Source organism: Halomonas sp., from assembly GCF_034520545.1.
GTDB lineage: Bacteria > Pseudomonadota > Gammaproteobacteria > Pseudomonadales > Halomonadaceae > Halomonas.
Map to the genome: position 1 here is coordinate 267,226 of NZ_JAXHNN010000002.1, position 17,603 is coordinate 284,828.

Annotated in this window: 14 protein-coding genes; 9 read left to right on the plus strand and 5 right to left on the minus strand. The window is 63.7% G+C overall.

Annotation, left to right across the window (positions count from 1 at the left end; translation table 11 throughout):
* Positions 1 to 21 precede the first annotated feature (21 nt).
* The gene (locus U5L98_RS01285; protein WP_322556539.1) at positions 22 to 1,797 is read right to left on the minus strand and encodes an OmpA family protein; all 1,776 of its coding nucleotides are present in this window, start codon (positions 1,795 to 1,797) and stop codon (positions 22 to 24) included.
* A 365-nt stretch (positions 1,798 to 2,162) separates the two neighbouring features.
* On the opposite strand from U5L98_RS01285, the gene U5L98_RS01290 reads away from it, so the two are divergent.
* The gene (locus tag U5L98_RS01290) at positions 2,163 to 2,732 is read left to right on the plus strand and encodes a YgjV family protein (protein ID WP_322556540.1); all 570 of its coding nucleotides are present in this window, start codon (positions 2,163 to 2,165) and stop codon (positions 2,730 to 2,732) included.
* A gap of 9 nt (positions 2,733 to 2,741) precedes the next feature.
* Here U5L98_RS01290 and nfsA read toward each other — a convergent pair whose 3' ends face one another.
* Complete coding sequence (gene nfsA / locus U5L98_RS01295; RefSeq protein ID WP_322556541.1) at positions 2,742 to 3,473, minus strand: oxygen-insensitive NADPH nitroreductase; 732 nt, start codon at positions 3,471 to 3,473, stop codon at positions 2,742 to 2,744.
* A 210-nt stretch (positions 3,474 to 3,683) separates the two neighbouring features.
* On the opposite strand from nfsA, the gene U5L98_RS01300 reads away from it, so the two are divergent.
* The 5 genes from U5L98_RS01300 (at position 3,684) to U5L98_RS01320 (ending at position 7,887) form a co-directional block, all read left to right on the plus strand.
* Entirely contained in the window at positions 3,684 to 4,304 is a 621-nt protein-coding gene (locus tag U5L98_RS01300; RefSeq protein WP_322556542.1) for a LemA family protein, read from the plus strand.
* Entirely contained in the window at positions 4,301 to 5,053 is a 753-nt protein-coding gene (locus U5L98_RS01305) for a TPM domain-containing protein (RefSeq protein ID WP_322556543.1), read from the plus strand. Before U5L98_RS01300 ends, U5L98_RS01305 begins: the two co-directional genes overlap by 4 nt.
* Positions 5,054 to 5,188: 135 nt before the next feature.
* Positions 5,189 to 5,806, plus strand: coding sequence for a TPM domain-containing protein (locus U5L98_RS01310; protein ID WP_322556544.1), 618 nt, complete (start codon positions 5,189 to 5,191; stop codon positions 5,804 to 5,806).
* Between the two features lie 107 nt (positions 5,807 to 5,913).
* Positions 5,914 to 6,684 (plus strand): DUF1499 domain-containing protein, encoded by a 771-nt coding sequence (locus U5L98_RS01315; protein ID WP_322556545.1) that lies wholly within the window; start codon positions 5,914 to 5,916, stop codon positions 6,682 to 6,684.
* Between the two features lie 165 nt (positions 6,685 to 6,849).
* Positions 6,850 to 7,887: a GGDEF domain-containing protein gene (locus U5L98_RS01320; RefSeq protein WP_322556546.1), complete on the plus strand. Its 1,038-nt coding sequence runs from the start codon at positions 6,850 to 6,852 to the stop codon at positions 7,885 to 7,887.
* Positions 7,888 to 7,995: 108 nt separating this feature from the next.
* Here U5L98_RS01320 and U5L98_RS01325 read toward each other — a convergent pair whose 3' ends face one another.
* Both U5L98_RS01325 and U5L98_RS01330 read right to left on the minus strand, forming a co-directional pair.
* On the minus strand, positions 7,996 to 9,228 hold the full coding sequence (locus U5L98_RS01325) for a DUF3422 domain-containing protein (RefSeq protein WP_322556547.1): 1,233 nt from the start codon (positions 9,226 to 9,228) through the stop codon (positions 7,996 to 7,998).
* 96 nt (positions 9,229 to 9,324) lie between these two features.
* On the minus strand, positions 9,325 to 10,293 hold the full coding sequence (locus U5L98_RS01330) for a magnesium transporter CorA family protein (protein ID WP_322556670.1): 969 nt from the start codon (positions 10,291 to 10,293) through the stop codon (positions 9,325 to 9,327).
* Positions 10,294 to 10,464: 171 nt separating this feature from the next.
* Here U5L98_RS01330 and U5L98_RS01335 point away from each other — a divergent pair, with 171 nt between their 5' ends.
* Complete coding sequence (locus tag U5L98_RS01335) at positions 10,465 to 11,361, plus strand: universal stress protein (protein WP_322556548.1); 897 nt, start codon at positions 10,465 to 10,467, stop codon at positions 11,359 to 11,361.
* 33 nt (positions 11,362 to 11,394) lie between these two features.
* Here the strand turns inward: U5L98_RS01335 and U5L98_RS01340 are convergent, their stop codons facing one another.
* Complete coding sequence (locus tag U5L98_RS01340) at positions 11,395 to 12,108, minus strand: DUF3581 domain-containing protein (RefSeq protein WP_322556549.1); 714 nt, start codon at positions 12,106 to 12,108, stop codon at positions 11,395 to 11,397.
* Between the two features lie 141 nt (positions 12,109 to 12,249).
* Between U5L98_RS01340 and U5L98_RS01345 the strand changes: the two genes are divergently transcribed.
* A complete protein-coding gene (locus tag U5L98_RS01345) occupies positions 12,250 to 15,723 on the plus strand; it encodes a hypothetical protein (protein ID WP_322556550.1) in 3,474 nt (1,157 codons plus the stop codon).
* A 124-nt stretch (positions 15,724 to 15,847) separates the two neighbouring features.
* Complete coding sequence (gene nhaD, locus U5L98_RS01350) at positions 15,848 to 17,332, plus strand: sodium:proton antiporter NhaD (RefSeq protein WP_322556551.1); 1,485 nt, start codon at positions 15,848 to 15,850, stop codon at positions 17,330 to 17,332.
* Positions 17,333 to 17,603: the final 271 nt, after the last annotated feature.

Sequence of the window (17,603 nt, forward strand, 5' to 3'; positions counted from 1 at the left end):
CCTTGGAGAAAGTTTGGCGGATTAGAGACTGGTCCTGCTTGCATCGATCAGCGGGGTGATCCGCCTGACGCTGGCGCGTCGATTAATCTGGCTGGGTCCCTGCGTATCCAGTTTCAGATAGCGCTCGCCATAGCCCTGTACGATCAGGTTTTCTGGCGGGATGGCGAAGTATTCAGTCAGCGCCAAGGCGACGGCTTCTGCTCGTCGATCGGACAGCGCAAGGTTCATCAAGTCCGGTCCAACGGCATCGGAATGGCCTTCGACCAGGAAAATTTCATCAGGATTGTCCTCGATGACCTCGGCCATGGTGTTGCCCATCAGACCCAACGCTTCAGCCTCGGAGGACTGGATGGCCGAGGAGCCGGTCGCAAACTGGATAACGTTGAGATCGATACGCGGCATCATGGCTCGAACTCGAGCATTTTCGCGTACCTGGCGGAGCGTGAAGACTCGATCGAACTCCTGTACCGGTGGTGCCAGGAGTGCCTCGCGAAGGATATCTTCATCTGCACGGCGGTAATCGACTACGTAGCGATCTTCCGGTAGGTCGTAGCGTACGGGAGGCAGGGATTCCTCAAGATCAACTGAAGACATCCATTTGTCGGCCTTGCTGGTTTCGTCGATCAACACGATAGCGGTGCCATCGGGGAGGTAGCGAGTGCGCTTGAGCACGAATCCACCTGAATCACGAACAGTCACGACTCGGCTGCCATCATCGCGTGAGATGGTGGAGCGGGTGATGCCATTGTCAAAGGATTCAGTCGTCTCCGTTACCCCAGGACGACGCAGCAGGAGATTCTCGTCCTTGCGTACATGCAACTCGCCGTCGCGCTCAACGATCATACGGTCGCCTTGATTCTCGACGACACGTCCTCCGAGTTGCGGAACCAAGGCACCGACGACGGCGCCCGCTGCGGCTGCCCCCAGGTATTTCCACATCTGGTTATCGTCATCATCTGCTTCTAACGCTGGCGCATTCTCAACTTCCTCGTTGCTGGTACGCGTGGATTCCGAGGTTACCACCGTTTCGGAGGTCATGCTGGCCTCTTGGGCATCGAGGTCGGCGACAGCGGCCAGGGCCTCTGCCTCTGCTTTGGCAAGGGCCTCAGCGTCAGCCTTGTCGCTGGCCTCCTTCTCGGCCAGAGCCTCTGCCACGGCCTTGTCGATGGCTTCTTGCTGGGCGACGGTATTGGCTTCGGCCTGCTTGATGGCTTCTTGCTCGGCGAGGGCGTCTGCCTCGGCCTTTTCTTTCGCATCCTGCTCAGCCAGAGCATCTGCTTCTGCCTGAGCGATAGCCTCCTGCTCGGCGAGGGCCTCTTCTTCGGCTTGCTCGATAGCTTCCTGTTCAGCGAGAGCAGCATCTGCTTCGGCCTGGGCTTCCGCGTCTGCTTCGGCCTTATCAGCGGCTTCCTGCTCGGCTTGGGCGTCCGCCTCGGCCTGAGCGATGGCTTCCTGCTCGGCGAGAGCCTTTGCTTCAGCTTGCTCGGTGGCTTCCTGTTCGGCGAGAGCCTCTGCTTCAGCTTGCTCGGTGGCTTCCTGTTCGGCGAGAGCCTCTGCTTCAGCTTGCTCGGTGGCTTCCTGTTCGGCGAGAGCCTCTGCTTCGGCCTGCTCGGTGGCTTCCTGCTCGGCCAGGAGCTCCTCCTCTGTTTTATCAACAGGTTCAGTAAGTTGTGCGAGTGTGATGATTTCCGTATTGGTGGCCGACGACTGGGTCATCTGGGCAAAGCCAGGGCTCATCAATGACAACGAGGCCAGGATCACGGCGGGCTTCCTGAAAAGACGCATGCGTTGTTTCATATCGTTTCTCCTGAATTCAGAACTGCCCGGGCATGATGCCGATTGTCTGAAATCAACGGGGTCCAGCTCGGTTGTCTTCACGATGTTGGTAACTGAAGCATTCCCGGCTGGGTAGTGAGTGGACTAGCTGTGACGGGAATGGTTCTGGCCTTCTCCACGTCGCTGGTACGCATGCCCAGCATGGTGGGGAAGCGTTCGCCGATGCTATCGACACCGGCGGTCTCGAGGCACTGCCCGATGATCGACAGCCCGGCATGGCTGGTGAGGGGGCGGCGACTGCCACTAAATCGAACGAGAAGACCGCCATTCCGGATCTGCTGGCCACCCTGGCGCTGGAAAATTGTTCACGATAGCGGCGTGATAACATGGCGTATCCCACTCATGTCCACCTGACAGCGGAAGTCCCCATGGAAGATCTCGGCCTGAGATGGCTGCTGGGCCAGGGCGTCAGCCTGGTGGCCCTGGCGCTGTGCCTCGTGGCCTTCGCCAGCAAGCGCGACGACAGGCTCTTCGTGCTGCTGCTTTTCGCCAACGTCGCCTTCGCCGCGCAGTTCGCGCTGTTCGAGAGCTGGGTGGCGGCGGGCATCTCGGCGCTGATCGTGCTGCGTATCGCCCTGGTGCGCCGCTTTCCGCGTCACCGAGTGCTCATGCTGGTGATGCTGGTCGCAACACTGGCAGTGGCGGCGCTGACCTGGAGCGGCCCGCGAGATATCCCCGCCCTGGCGGCGGGAGTGCTGGGCACCTGGGGCATGTTCATGCTGAGCGGGATCGCCATGCGTGGCGCGCTGGCCATCGCGGCTCTGTGCTGGGTCATCAGCAACCTGCTGGCCGGCTCGATCGGCGGCACCATTGCCGAGAGCCTGATCTTCCTGACCAACGTGATCACCATGTTGCGCATGCGCCGCGATGCCCGCCTGCGCTACATCCACGGCTGAAGCCGTGACTCACTTCATCTCGAAGCCACGCTTGACCAGGAACTCGCGCATGTGGGGGCGCAGCTTGGTATCAAACAGCGGGGAGAGGTTCTGCGACCAGGTGCTCTCCTTGTTGCCGCCCTTTCGCGCCTGATAGTAGGCGTTCATGGTCTCGTCGAAGGCCTCCACCAGTTCACGATCGTCGCTGTAGGTATCCTCCTTGAGGATCGCCGCCACCGGCAGACGCGGCTTCACGTCGGGGTCGTGAGCCGGGTAGCCGAGGCACATGCCGAATACCGGGAAGACGTGATCAGGCAGGCCCAGCAGGTCGCTGATCTGCTGGGGGTTGTTGCGTACCCCGCCGATGTAGCAGATGCCCAGCCCTTCCGATTCCGCGGCAATGGCCACATTCTGGGCCATCAGGGCGGTATCCACGCTGGCCACCAGCAGCTGTTCGGTCATGCCGCGTACCACCCGGGCACCGGTACGCTCGGCGGCCTCGGTGGGGCGCTTCATGTCGGCACAGAACAGCAGGAAGGCGCCGCCGGTGGCCACGTAGGACTGGCCTCCGGCCAGTTCGGCGATGGTCTCGCGGTTGGTGGGATTCTTGACATGAATGACCGTGTAGGCCTGGACGTGGCTGGAGGTGGCTGCAGCCTGGCCGGCCTCGATCAGCGTCTCCAGCAGTTCACGGGAAACCGGCTGATCGGTGAACTTGCGGATGGAACGGTGAGACTTGAGCAGTTCGATGGTGGGGTTCATAAGGCCTCGTTGCAGGGTGCCGGTCAGCGTCGTCAAGGCGCGCGGCGAACATCAGAAAACGTCACATTCTCCACCACTCGGCGACGCTTTGCACCGCCAAGGGACGTCCTTTTCGCTGCCGGGCGGCGTGTCGTCTTGGCATCGCTTCCTTAGGATCAACCTGAGCTGTACCTTGTACGTCATCGAATCAATGACAGGGATGACACCCCCATGCTGCCGAGACACACCACGCTTCCCGACCCTCGCGTCTGGCGGTTTTCCCTTGTGCTTATCATGGCGATGCTGTTGACGGGCTGTGGCGTCAATAACATCCCCACTTATGACGAGCAGGTGAAATCGGCCTGGGCGCAGGTGGAGAACCAGTACCAGCGTCGTGCGGACCTGGTGCCCAATCTGGTGGAGACGGTCAAGGGATTTGCCCGACAGGAGCAGGAGACCCTGACCGCCGTGGTGGAGGCGCGAGCCAAGGCCACGTCCATCCAGATCGATGCCGAATCGCTGGACGACCCGGAAAAGCTGCGCCAGTTCGAGCAGGCCCAGCAGCAACTCAGTGGGGCACTGAGCCGATTGATGGCGGTGTCCGAGCGCTATCCCGACCTGAAGTCGAACCAGAACTTCCTGACCCTGCAGTCACAGCTGGAGGGTACCGAGAACCGCATTGCCGTGGCGCGGCGCGACTTCATCACCGCGGTCGAGCGTTACAACACCGAGATCCGCACCTTCCCCGGCCGCCTCTGGCACAGCATCCTCTATAGCGACATGCCGCTTCGAGAGACCTTCGAAGCCACGACCGAGAACGCGGACCAGGCCCCCCAGGTGGAGTTTGAATGAGCGATCTACTGCGCATTCCGTTATTGGTATTGCTGCTGTCGGCGGCGGTTGGCCTTCAAGCCCAGCAACTCGACTTTCCCGAGCTGACCGGTCGTGTGGTGGACCGGGCCGAATTGCTGGACGAGGCCACCGAATCACGACTGAGCGAGAAGCTCGCGGCTCACGAAGAGGCGACCACCGAGCAACTGGTGGTGGCGACCCTGCCGGACCTGCAGGGCGTCACCATCGAGGAGTATGGCTATCAACTGGGGCGCCACTGGGGTATCGGCCAGGCAGAGGAGGACAACGGCGCCCTGCTGATCGTCGCGCCGAATGAGCGCAAGGTGCGCATCGAGGTCGGCTATGGCCTCGAGGGGCGGCTGACCGACGCCCAGTCCTCGGTGATCATCAACCAGACCCTGACCCCGGCCTTCCGCGAGGGCGACTACGCCCGTGGCATCACCGAGGGCGTCGAGGCGATGATCCAGGTGCTGGGCGGTGAGCCCATGGATACCAGCGCCGCTTCGAGTGCCCAGGCGCGGGAGCAGGAATCCGAAGAACCGGCCTCGATTCTCTTCTTCGTGATGATTGCCATCGTCATGACCCTGGTACGTGGTGGTCGAGGCGGCCTGCTGGCCGGCATGTTGCTGGGCGGTGCGCTCGGTGGCAGGTCACGCGGCGGCGGTGGTGGCCTCGGCGGCGGGGGCGGCTTCGGCGGTGGCGGCGGCGGCGGTTTCGGCGGCGCTCCGGCGCGGTACGGCTCTGCCTGAAACTACCGTGCTCGGCATGTGTTAAAAATCGGCTCGTGCGCGAGTCCGATCAAAATACTCATTTTCAGACAGAGCCTGTCCTCCTTCCGGTGGCGACACCGACATGACAATCAGGATTCGGAGATCACGACCCCCATGGCTTTATTGAGTGAAGACGAGCAGCGCCAGGTAGCCGAGGCGATTCATCGGGTCGAACGCGACACCGATGCCGAGCTGGTCACCGTGCTGGCTCCGCAAGCGGACAACTATGCCTATATACCGCTGCTCTGGGCTGGCCTGCTGGCCCTGGTGGTGCCCGGTGCGATCAACTACTTTCCCGGCTGGTTGGCGGCCTATGAGCTGACGCTGGTGCAGTGGGCGACCTTCATCGTGCTGGGTCTGGTGTTCCGCATACCGAAGGTCACCACCCGGCTGATACCTGGATCGGTTCGCCATTGGCGGGCGGCCAACCTCGCCCGGCGGCAGTTCCTGGAACAGGACCTGCACCATACCGAGGGGGGAACGGGGATGCTGATCTTCGTCTCCGAAGCCGAGCGCTATGTGGAAATCCTGGTCGACCGGGGCATTTCGCAGCGTATCAGCGACGAGACCTGGCAATCCATCGTGGCAGCATTCACCCAGCGGGTGAGGGCCGGCGAGACCCTGCAAGGTTTCCTGGAGTGCATCGAGGCCTGCGGCGAACATCTCAAGGAGCAGGTGCCGGCCACCCACGAGCGCAACGAACTGCCCAACCATCTGATCGTGCTGGATTGACCCCTTCCGGCCCGTGTACCGAGGCATGACGTGTGCTTCTCTCGGCAGAGTGCGATAAACCAGAAGTGCCACCGTCCAACACGGGCTGGCCGACGCAAGGAACCGGCATGACACAAGACCGCATGACATCAGGACATCGAGGCAGGGGGCTGGCCTTCAAGGTAGTGCTGGCCGGGGGCATCCTCGCCCTCCTGGCGGCACTGTCCATGGCCGGCGCTGGGCCAGCCTACCGCACCGAGCTGCTGTCGCTGGGTGATGCCTTCAGCATGCTGCGCTACGGCGCCTACATCGCCCTCGGCGCCGCCGGGCTGGGTCTGGTGGGGCTTCTTATCGCCGCCCTCACCCGCCGTGCACTACCGGCGCTGCTCGGCGGGCTGGTGATCCTGGCCGGCCTGGTGCTGATCGCAGTGCCCTGGATGCAGCTGCAGCAAGCCCATACGGTGCCGCCCATCCACGACATCACCACCGACATGCAGGACCCGCCCGCCTTCGAGGCCCTGGTCGATGCCCGCAAGGCGGCCCCCAATGCCGTGGACTATCCCGGTGAGGCGAGCGCCCGCCAGCAGCGCGAAGCCTACCCGACGATCCAACCACTGGTGCTGGATGCTCCCCTCCCCGAGGTACTGGCCGCCGTCGAGGCCGAGGCAAGCGACGCTGGCTGGGAGATAGCCGCGGTGGGCGATACCCGTGTAGAGGCCACTGCCACCACCACCTGGTTCGGCTTCAAGGACGATGTGGTGATCCGTCTGACCGAGGCGCCGGATGGCGTACGGGTCGACATGCGCTCCGCCTCTCGGCTCGGCCGCAGCGACGTGGGCACCAATGCAGCGCGCATTCGGGCCTTCCTGGAGGCGCTGGAACAACGGCTTACGCCGTAATAGCCGGCCAGCCCACAGGAGCGGGCCGATTGCGCTCCCTGTTGCACCCTCTGCAGTGCCGCGACGGATTGATCCATGGCAAGCCCAATGGCTAATTCAGGTGAAGCGCAGAAGGACATAGGGTAGTGTCTCACTATGCCAGCCTTGGACCAGCGAGATAACACGATGTCCGATCAAGACCCATTGCCGCCCCTGGAATGGGATCCAAAAGGCGTGCAGATCCAGGGATTCTCCGCTGGCCTCTACCAGATAGAGTGGCTGCTGGTCACCGTCGTCATCCTCTATCTGGTGATCATCGGCCTGCCCGACGAGGGGGCCCTGGGCGTTCTGGTCGCGACTTTCGCCTATTTCGGCTTCAGCCTGCTGGCCAGCCGACTGCACTTTTTCGGGGAAAGACAGCGCTGGCTGCTGGCCCTTCACACCTGGGCCATGATCGGCTTCATCACCTGGTTTCTCTACAGCACAGATGGCGTGACCAGCCCGCTGGCGAGCCTCTACCTGCTGGCGGTGGTCACCAGTGCCCTGACTCTGGGGGTCGTGGTCACGATGCTGGAGGTGGCCGCGATAGCGGCCTGCCAGCTGCTGCTGCTCCATGTCTTGGGTACCGACCTCCTGACCACCGCCAACCTGGCACCGGTCGGCACCAGCATCGTCGCACTGCTGATCGTCGGCTACCTCACCGCGTCCCTGGTCCATGCTATTCACGTCTCCAACCGCACCCTGCTGAAAATGGCCAGCCGGGATGCATTGACCGGCCTATTCAACCGACGCGCTTTCGACGACCTGGCCAGGCCGATCCACGAAATGGCCAGGCGCTCGGGACGTCCTTACTGCGTGATCACAATGGACATGGACGGCCTGAAGCGCATCAACGATACCGACGGGCATAGTGCCGGTGATCAAGCCATCCTGGGACTGACGGAAAAGCTACAGGCTTGCAAGCGCAGCAGCGACGTCCTGGCTCGCTACGGTGGGGATGAGTTCGTGATGCTGCTTCCCGAGACAGATGCGGCCGGGGGCAAGAACATGATGGAGCGTCTCATCGATAACGTGAAACACGACAAGCTATCCATCAGCGTCGGCATAGCATCCTATCCCGAACAAGGTGGGTCTCTCGAAGAGCTCTTCGACCAAGCCGACAACGCCATGTACATCAGCAAGGCCTCGGGCGGCAATCGCGTATCAGTCCGGGCCGTGGCCTGAGCAGAGTCTCGGAGCCAGAGGGCGGCGACTTGCAGAACAAGCGCATCCAGCGAGCAGGGTGCGGCGGAAATCTAGCGGGCTCTTTCAAGTGCAGGTTACGTGATTCGATCAGTGATTCTTGACGCGTTGGATCCGCCAGGCCAGCAGGCCGATGATGCCCACCCCCAGTGGCCCTAGCACGGCGGCGGCAATGGTCGGCTGGATCGCTACGCCCAGGGCGTCGAGGCTCTGCAGCCCCAGCTTGAACAGGCTGAAGAGGTAGTAGCTGATGACGATGACCGACAGCCCCTCGACGGCCTTCTGGATCTTCAATTGGCTGCTGGTGCGCTCGTTGAGGCTCTGCAGGATCTCGGAATTCTGCGCCTCGATCTCCACCTGGGCGCGGGTCCGCAGCAGATCGTTGAGCCGTGCCACGCTCTCCGCCAGGCTCTGCTGGCGCTGGTTGATTGCAGCGCAGTAATGCACCGTCGGCCGGAAGCGGCGCAGGATGAAGGTCCCCAGCCGGGGCCGGTCGCCGAGGCGCTCCTCGCGCAGCTCCTCGATGCGGTTGAAGACGATCCGCGCATAGGCCTCGGTGGCGCTGAAGCGCTGGCGCGAGCGTGCGCCGGAGCGCTCGAGCCGCGCCGAGAGCGCTGAGATGGCCGCCAGCAGCGGTCGGGAGCTCTCCTCCTCATCCTCGGTATTGCGCTCCGAGAGCTCGCCGAGCTCGAGCTCATGGTCGCGCAGTTCGAGGCTCATCTCCTTGGCCACCGGCAGGGCCAGCGAGGCCATCATGCGGTAGGTCTCGATCTCCAGCAGCCGGCGGGTCATGCGTCCCAGGCGGAAGGCATTGAGGCCGCGGTTGACCAACAGCAGGCGGTTGACGCCGGCCGCCGTGAGTCGGAAGTCGCTCCACACGGTGGCGTCGCCATCGCCCACGCTCGACCCGGCAGGGTCGCGAAAGCCGTAGCCCTCGGCGTCGCCTCCCCAGGAGGCCTCGGCTTCCACCAAAATCAGGCTGGCGCTGATCAGCGCCCGGCTGTGTTTGGCGGCGACCTCTGCCAGCAGCGGCGGAGGCGAAGGCCAGGGCTCACCTCGGTCAGACCTCGGTACCACCAGGGTCAGGGTGAAGAACTCGGTGTGACGCTCCCATTTCAGGGTCTGGTCGCCGAGTTCGAGGATCTCCTGGGCCGCCTCGATGTCGGGGGTCCTGCCAGACACCTCTGCGACTCGACCCAGGATGTCCGCGGCGATGCCGTCGTCGTCGAGGAAGGCGTAGTGGTGAAGGTGCGCCGGCTCCTCGAAGTAGATCGAGGGCCGGGCATGGAGCTCGTTGTGCAGTCGGGCGCGTTGTGGATGCATGTCGGGGCCAGGAAAGAGCGAAAGTCTCTCGAGACTAGAGGCTGGTTTCGCCCGGGCCAAGTGCGCAGCGTCAACGTGCCGCCCCGGCAGCCAAGCTCACAGCCACTTCCGGCGCCGGAACAGCCACAGCAGGCCGAGGCCGATGGCGAGCATTATCCCCATCACCAAAAAGTAGCCCCAGCGATAGGCGAGCTCCGGCATGTGCGCGAAGTTCATGCCGTATACGCCTGCGATAAAGGTGAGCGGCACGAAAATGGCGGTGATCACAGTGAGCACCCGCATGGTGATATTGAGCTGATGAGAGGAGAGCGAGATGTAGCCGTCGACCAGGTCGCCACAGATATCGTAGTACATCTGGGTCAGGCTGTGCAGACGCTCGAAGCGCTCGTGCACGTCGTTGATAGCGTGCAGGGTGTCCTCGTTGTCGCGAGGCAGGTGCTCATAGTCGTAGGCGGTGAGCTCCTGGGTGATGCCGACGTGATAGCGGAACACCCGGCGCATTTTCACCAGTCGTGAACGGTAGGCGATGACACGGCGCATCAGGGCGTCGCTGCCTTCCTCCAATAGCGCGTCCTCCAGGTCACTGAGAGCATTCTCGAACTCGAGCAGGCTGTCGAGGTAGTAGCCGGCGGAAACGTTCATGACCTTGAGCGCCACATGCTCGAGCGAGCGACGAAGCAGCGTCTCGCCCTCGTGGGCCAACAGGCGGTCTATGCTCAGCGCGGTGCCGGGGTGCAGGCTGATCAGGGAACGTTCACCGACGAAGAAGGCAACCTGCTGGGGCGTGAAATTGAGCTCTGCATCGAAGGAGGAGATACCGCGATAGAGGATCAGCGTATGGGTCTCGAATTCCTCGATCTTGGGTGGGTGACGGTCGCGCTGGGCGTCGTCGATGGCCAGGGGGTGACAGTCGAAGGCCTCGAGCAGTTCACGCTCGCGCGCCTGGCCCTCGCCCTGCATGTCGATCCAGATGCGGCTTCCGGCATCATCCCGCCAGCGTGCGATCAGCTCCTCTCCGCCTCTTGTCACTCGGCCATCGGCCTCCAGCAGCAGTGTACGCATCATCGGGTCGTCATCCTTGGGCAAGACAATTCCCGAACCTTACGGCACGGCCTCCGCCATTGCCCAGCTTTGGCCGCGGTAATGCCACTCCAACGACGCGGGTCTACCCCTCGACACCGGCTGTCGATTACAGTGCCTGCATGTCCACGCTCATGGAACGGGGAGGAAATATCGATGAGTGAGCCGATCTCACTGGTGATCGTGCCCGTCGATGGGTCACCGTCGTCGCAGGCAGCGGCGCGTCATGCCAGCCTGCTGGCCAAGCTACTGGAGACGCCGCTGCAGCTGCTGCACGTGATGCCGCTCAACCCGGTGGAGCTCAGCGATATCCCCGCCAATCGCCAGGCGGAGGTCGACCACGACCTGGCGCGATGCCAGGACATGGCCGCCGAGACCTTTACCCGAGCGCGCCAGGCGGTCGACCCGGACCTGGCGCAGGCACCGACCGAGATAATCCTCGAGGACACCACCTTCATCCGCCAACCCGACCGCGCCATTCTCGAGCACGCGGCCCGACATGCCGGATGCCTGCTGGTGCTGGGGGCCCGCCAACTGAGTGATGTTGGCAAGTTCATGCAGGGCAGCATCAGCAACGAGGTGGTGCACCGAGCCCGCTGCCCGGTGACCATCGTGCATGCCGCGGCTGGCCTTTCCGACGCGGCGCGCCTGGGGCAAGTGCTGCTGCCGGTGGATGGCTCCAGGCACTGCCTGAAGGCAGCCGTCCTGGCAGGCGAGCTGGCTCGCCGTGCCGACGTGCCGGTGGAGCTGGTCTTCTGCCGGCCGGACGGCAGCTCGACGACCGCCGAGAACGCTGACGGCAGCCCGTCCGGCGAAGCCTTCCGACGGGCCAGGGAGGCTTTGGGCGAGGTTCCACACGGCATCGAAGAGATAGTGAGCGAGGGAAAACGCATCCCCGGGGCCATCGTCGCCCGAGCCAGGCATCACGGCGAGGCGGCGCCGATGATCGTCATGGGTCGCCGTGGCTTGGGCAAGTGGCAGTCATCCCTGCTGGGCAGCGTCAGCCATCGGGTCATCGATCTGGCGCCCTGCCCGGTCACCGTGGTGGCATGACGGGCCAGGCTACCAGGTCTCGACCGTGTCGCCTCAGGCCTCGGACTCATGGGCAGCCTTGAGGCGGTAGAACTCGGCGACCACCTCGTCCATGGCCTCGGCGTCATAGTCGCATAGCCCGCTGACCACCAGCTTCTTGGAGCCGGTGCCGATACTCTCGTCGCCTGCCAGGATGCGGAACTCGAGCAGCGCATCGCCGCGTTTGCCGGTCACCTCCAGCGAGGAATCAACGAACTCCAGGCTCGGCGCAGGCGCATCCAGGCGATCCAGGCAGAAACCCATGCTGTCGTAGATCACCAGCGGTCGGCGTGGGTTGAACATCACCCCCTTCTCTTCCATCAGCGGCTTGAGATAGTGAGGAAAGTTCTTGCCCGAGAAGGCTACGTAGCTGCGGGTGAAGGCCTCCACCACCGACTCGTCACGGGTGGCCCCGCCGCTGCGCTCGACCTCCAGATAGCACTTGCCGCTCTCGTCGCATACGCGGATCTTGCCATCGTCCTGCTCTCTGAAACAAAGCGGCGTGCCATCCCCGACCATGCTCAGAAAGCGGAAGGTCATGCGCTGGGAGAGGCCGAAGCGCGCCAGCACCAGGGCAAAGAGCAGGTCACCGGGCACGCAGAAACGTCGTGCGTCGGGATTGTGGATGGGGTTGTAGTCGCCAGCAATGCGCTTTGCGAACTGGCTGGCCTGCTGCGCGGAAATGCGGATACGCCCGTCCGTAAGCGTATGGAAATCATCGAGAAACATGCCCTTTATGCCTGCGTCGTTGGCGGTCTGAACCCTGCCGGCGGTTGCCGGGAAGGCAGATGATGCCACAAAACCTCACGACAACGCAGGACGACAAGGCCGTGTACCATGATCCAGGACACCGCAGGTCGAGGAAGTCCCATGCAACGCTCGGATCCCGATACCGCAAGAGGCCTTCGCCTGCCCTGGCTGATGGCTGTGCCCCTACTGGCGCTCGCCTTCTACCTGATCGTGGCGAACGGGCTGATCAATACCCCATACGCCCAGGGGTGGTTGGCCGAAAAGTCCGGCATGTCGATTCGCTGGTCATCGGGATGGAGCGGCTTCCCGGGGCATCTTGCTCTCGAGGAGCTGCAGGTCGAGAGCAACGACCCGCCCCTTGAGCTGGCGGTGGACCAGGCACGTCTGCGGATCTCGCTGACGGCGCTGCTCGAACGCCGGATGGTGATTTCCAGCTTTACGGCACAGGGGCTTCGTCGCTTCGGCCTCAACGATCATCGCCTGGAGGGAGATGGTGAGGTTTCACTTTCCAACCTGACGCTGAACGATGGCCAAGTATCGATCCAGGGCCTCGAGCTCGGCATGGAGAAGGCACTTGTCAGGCGCGGCAACACGGTGCTGGCCAACGACATACGCCTGTCGACCGATTTGCAGGTAGCCCCCTTCGGCTTGCGTGAGCATCCGGGCCTGGCGGTGGCCGCCTTCGTATCGGGCACGCTGTCACTGGATGCCTCGGCCGATGCCTGGGACGTCTTCAATCCCTACCTGAGTCAGTTGGGCTGGCTCGACCTGGCCGGCCACGGCGAGCTGAGCGGCGAGCTGTCGCTCGAGCGTGGGGCGCTCGCGCCGGGAAGTAACCTCCGACTGGATTCGCCTTCACTGCTGGTAGCACTGGACGAGCGCGTGTTGCTGACCCCGCTCGCGGAGCCAGAAGAGGGAATTCGACATGGCCAGGAGTTGGTAGAGGGCAGGCACGACCGCCACCGCCTCAGTGGCGGCGGCAGCGTCACTGGCCGAGTGGTGGAAGGCGAGGAGGGGCCCGTCATGGAACTCGGCGTGACCCTCGACGAGATGGAAATGCAGCGGGCCGGACTGGCCGACCCCTTCCTGACCAGCCGTCGTTTCCATCTCTCCGCCCGAATGCCCGGTACCGTCCTCGCCGATACCTCGCGGCAACTAACCTCCGCCCGACTCGAGTGGGAAGATGCCCGCCTGCCCGACGTGGGTGCCTTGACGGCCTACCTGCCCGAAGGCGGCCCGTTGACGCTTCAAAGCGGCAGTGCCCGACTGGAGGGACACCTGGCGTACCGGGATGGCCTGTTCGAGGGCAATTTTCGCCTGTCTGGCGAGCAGGTTGCCCTGACCCTTGCCGGACGGCTGCTGCACGGCAGCATGACGCTAGCCCTGGCCCTGCCCGAAATCGATCCACGTCAACGGCGGCTGAATCTGTCGGGCACCCACCTCGAGATCTCGGCGCAAGGCGAGGAAGACGAGCTGCCGTTGACCACCGAGCTCACCCTGGAGGAGGCCAGCCTGACGTCGTTGGCCCCCCTGGCAAGGCTGCTCGACGATGATGGACCACCACCGCTGGATGGCCGGGTCGTTATCAGGGGCCACGTGGCTCGTCTCGATGTCCTCGATGACTTCCTGATCCATACCGTCGACGGTGGCCTGACGCTGGAAGGCGGTGGCGATCTGGCGGCCAGCCTGAAGCTGGAGCAGGGCCAGGTGGCGGCCGGCAGTCGCCTGGCAGTGACTACCGACTCATTGTTTGCCCGCTTATTCGACCTGGAAGCCTTGGGGCGGGGCAGCGTCACGGCCAGCTGGCAGGAGGCCCCGAACGGGCCCAGAGCCCGGCTGGACGCCAGTCTGAAGGCCGCACGCGTTTCGAGATCCTCCGATGGCGCCCTGCTGATGCAGGATGGTCAATTAGCCCTGACTGCCGAGAGCGATATCCCGAAAGCCGAAGCCCTACTGCCAAACCCGAGGCTGTCGCTCTCTTGGCAAGACGCCACGATGCCTGATGTCGCGGTGCTGCAGGCCTACTTGCCCGCCGCCGTACCGGGAACGTTGCGGTCCGGGAGAGCCATCACTCACGGCCGGATCGACCTCGAGAACGGGCTGGCCCGTGGCCAGATCGACCTGACAGGACAGCGTATCGTCGGCCGACTGCTCGGCAGCGAAGTGGAAGGGGAACTGACACTGGACCTGAGAGTGCGCGAGGCCAACCTGGGCAACGGTCGCCTGGACCTCTCCGGGTCACGGCTGGAAATGCAAGCAGCTTCCTCGGGCCCGCGCTTGCGCACCCGGATCGTGGCCCATGAGGCACTCCTAGCCCCCCTGCCGAAATCAGACAGGGAGGGGCAAGCACCGGGGCTGGACGGGGACCTGGTGCTCGAGGGGATGGTCGCCAACCTTGGCTTTCTCGACGATTTCCTGCCTGCTGCTCACGGCCTGACCCTGGGGGGTAACGGCCGTTTCAGGACCAATCTGCACCTCACGAATGGCCAACTGCGTCCGGGCAGCCGGTTCCTGGTCGAGGCGGATGACCTGGCGGTCGGCTTTCTCGAGTTCACGGCCAACGGCCGAGGCCGGCTCGAGGCCGAAATAGATGGCGGGCATGAAGCGCCGGGCGCCCGGCTGAGGCTGACGCTGCCCCATTTCAGCCTGCACCGTACCGGCGAGGCGAAAGCCTACGTCGAGGGCCGCCACTTCAGCCTCGAGACCGAGACGCCGCACTTCAGCCTCGACCCTGAGGACCGTTCACTGCAGAACTTCACCACGCGCGTCCAGCTACCCATCGCCGAGGTGGACGACCTCTCACGCTACAACGCTTACCTGCCGGAAGGCTCGGGGGTAGCGTTGCTGGGCGGCCGAGCCGGGCTTGAAGTGGACCTGCACCTCGAGGGACTCCGGGCACACGGCGACATTACCCTGCAGGCCTTCGACACGGCCATCCGGTTCGGCGAGCAGCGTCTGGATGGCGACCTGAGACTCGAGGCCCGTCTGAGAGATGGCGACCTGGTCACCCGCCGCTTTGATGCCTCTGGATCCCTGCTGCGGCTGGACAATATCCAGCGCCGGTATGAGCAGACGCGCGGCGAGGCCGGCTGGTGGGCGCAGCTCGACATCACCGAGGGCCTGCTTGACTGGACCCGCCCCCTTCAACTGGATGCACGGCTCGATCTGGCGATGCGGGACAGTGGCCTGCTGGCGCACCTATTCCTCTCCCGTGCCCGGGACTGGGAATGGCTGGGTCGGCGCCTGACGGTGAACGACATACGTGGGAAGGCCCTGCTGCACCTCGACGACGATACTCTGCAGCTGCGCGAGGCGCGCCTGACGGGCGACTCCCTGGAAATGCTCGCGGACCTGGTCTTTCGTGACGAGGTACCGAGTGGTTCGCTCTATGCACGCCTGGGCATCCTCGCCGCCGGCGTCTCCCTCGAGAAGGGGCGTCCCGAGGTTAGCCTGCTGCGTCCGCGCCGGTGGTATGAGCGCCACCGCGCCTCGCTGGAGGAGGACCTGCCGGCAGAGGAACTGGAGGAGGTCACCGTGAACCAGTGGCAACAGGCCCTGGACACCCAGGCTCAGCCCTCCGGGGATGACGACTGACCGTTCTCCTGCCAAAGTATCGAGAAGAATAAATAAGTGGGCATACTGCATCGCAGCACGCTGTGATAAGATTCGTCCGCTTTTTAACCCTTACCCCACCTCCTGCCTCAGGATGATCGCAGCCATGCTGACAACCTGTCGTATATCTTCCCGGCCACGGCAACACTCCCGCTGGCCGGGCATGCTCGTGTTCGCCATGCTCGCGCTACTGGCCAGCAGCCCCGCTCTCGCCGTAACCGGTGAGCTGGACCTGACCAGCTCGTTCGTGGGTTTTCTCGCCGTCGCCGTCTTCGTGCTGGCCTACGCCCTGGTCATGGTCGAAGAGAAGATCCACATGCGCAAGTCGAAGCCGGTGCTGGTCGCGGCCGGTATCATCTGGGCGCTGATCGGCTGGGTCTACGTCAAGGCGGGCATGCCTACCGAGTCGGAGCATGCCTTCCGTGTGACCCTGCTCGAATTCACCGAGCTGATGCTGTTCCTGCTGGTGGCGATGACCTACATCAACGCCATGGACGAGCGCCGGGTGTTCGATGCCCTGCGCTCCTGGATGGTGCGCAAGGGCTTCAGCTATCGCTCATTGTTCTGGATCACCGGCGTGCTGGCCTTCGTGATCTCGCCGATTGCCGACAACCTGACCACCGCGCTGCTGATGTGTGCGGTGGTAACCAAGGTTGCCGAGGGCGACAAGCGCTTCATCAACCTCTGCTGCGTGAACATCGTGGTGGCGGCGAACGCCGGCGGCGCCTTCAGTCCGTTCGGGGACATCACCACCCTGATGGTCTGGCAGGCCGGCATCGTCCAGTTCTACGAGTTCTTCGAACTGCTGATCCCGTCGCTGATCAACTTCGTGATCCCAGCCGTGGTGATGAGCTTCTTCATCAAGAACCGCAAGCCGGCCAGCATGGAGGAGGACGTCTGGCTCAAGCGCGGTGCCCGTCGCATCATCGCCCTATTCCTGCTCACCGTGGCGACTGCCGTGGCCTGCCACACCCTGCTGCACCTGCCGCCGGTGCTGGGCATGATGACAGGCCTTGGCTACCTGCAGTTCTTCGGTTACTACCTGCGACGCACCCTGCCCCACTCTCTGGAGCGCAAGCGCACCCGCTACAGCCAGCGCGGTGACTGGAAGAAGCTCGAGAGCCTGGGCAGCGTGGTTCCCTTTGATGTGTTCAACCGCGTGGCGCGGGCCGAGTGGGATACCCTGCTGTTCTTCTATGGTGTGGTGATGTGCGTGGGTGGCCTCGGCTTCATGGGCTATCTGGGCCTGCTCTCCGAGGCCCTCTACACCGGCTGGAACGCCACCGGCGCCAACATTGCCCTGGGGGTGATCTCCGCGGTGGTCGACAACATCCCGGTGATGTTCGCCGTGCTGACCATGGAACCGGACATGTCCCATGGCCACTGGCTGCTGATCACCCTGACCGCCGGCGTAGGTGGCAGCCTGCTGTCTATCGGCTCGGCGGCCGGTGTCGCCCTGATGGGCCAGGCCCGCGGCAACTACACCTTCATGGGTCATCTGCGCTGGACCCCGGTGATTGCCCTGGGTTACGTCGCCAGCGTGATGGCCCACCTGTGGCTCAATGCCGAGAGCTTTCACGTCTTCAACTGACCCTGCCCTCCGGCGGCCATCCGCCGCCGGATTCTCTCCAACGCGTTGATACGCCGACCTGTAAATTTCCTTAAAGTGATGTAGCGTACAAGGGTGGCCCGTGTGGAAGTGGCACGAAGCCCTTGTTGGTGCCTGTCGTGGGTAATCACCGGTACGCATTCGGCAAAGGAAGACAATGCCCCAAGGGGCTGCAAGGAGGAGGCGTCATCGACTCATACACGCGTGAGATGCAGGCCGCGCCTGCATGGTGCATGAACCTGGCGTTCATCAG

Bases quoted from the DNA above. Each gene is read 5' to 3' on its own strand.
- U5L98_RS01285 (WP_322556539.1), bottom strand. From the start codon at position 1,797: ATGAAACAACGCATGCGTCTTTTCAGGAAGCCCGCCGTGATCCTGGCC.
- U5L98_RS01290 (WP_322556540.1), top strand. From the start codon at position 2,163: ATGGCGTATCCCACTCATGTCCACCTGACAGCGGAAGTCCCCATGGAA.
- nfsA (WP_322556541.1), bottom strand. From the start codon at position 3,473: ATGAACCCCACCATCGAACTGCTCAAGTCTCACCGTTCCATCCGCAAG.
- U5L98_RS01300 (WP_322556542.1), top strand. From the start codon at position 3,684: ATGCTGCCGAGACACACCACGCTTCCCGACCCTCGCGTCTGGCGGTTT.
- U5L98_RS01305 (WP_322556543.1), top strand. From the start codon at position 4,301: ATGAGCGATCTACTGCGCATTCCGTTATTGGTATTGCTGCTGTCGGCG.
- U5L98_RS01310 (WP_322556544.1), top strand. From the start codon at position 5,189: ATGGCTTTATTGAGTGAAGACGAGCAGCGCCAGGTAGCCGAGGCGATT.
- U5L98_RS01315 (WP_322556545.1), top strand. From the start codon at position 5,914: ATGACACAAGACCGCATGACATCAGGACATCGAGGCAGGGGGCTGGCC.
- U5L98_RS01320 (WP_322556546.1), top strand. From the start codon at position 6,850: ATGTCCGATCAAGACCCATTGCCGCCCCTGGAATGGGATCCAAAAGGC.
- U5L98_RS01325 (WP_322556547.1), bottom strand. From the start codon at position 9,228: ATGCATCCACAACGCGCCCGACTGCACAACGAGCTCCATGCCCGGCCC.
- U5L98_RS01330 (WP_322556670.1), bottom strand. From the start codon at position 10,293: ATGATGCGTACACTGCTGCTGGAGGCCGATGGCCGAGTGACAAGAGGC.
- U5L98_RS01335 (WP_322556548.1), top strand. From the start codon at position 10,465: ATGAGTGAGCCGATCTCACTGGTGATCGTGCCCGTCGATGGGTCACCG.
- U5L98_RS01340 (WP_322556549.1), bottom strand. From the start codon at position 12,108: ATGTTTCTCGATGATTTCCATACGCTTACGGACGGGCGTATCCGCATT.
- U5L98_RS01345 (WP_322556550.1), top strand. From the start codon at position 12,250: ATGCAACGCTCGGATCCCGATACCGCAAGAGGCCTTCGCCTGCCCTGG.
- nhaD (WP_322556551.1), top strand. From the start codon at position 15,848: ATGCTGACAACCTGTCGTATATCTTCCCGGCCACGGCAACACTCCCGC.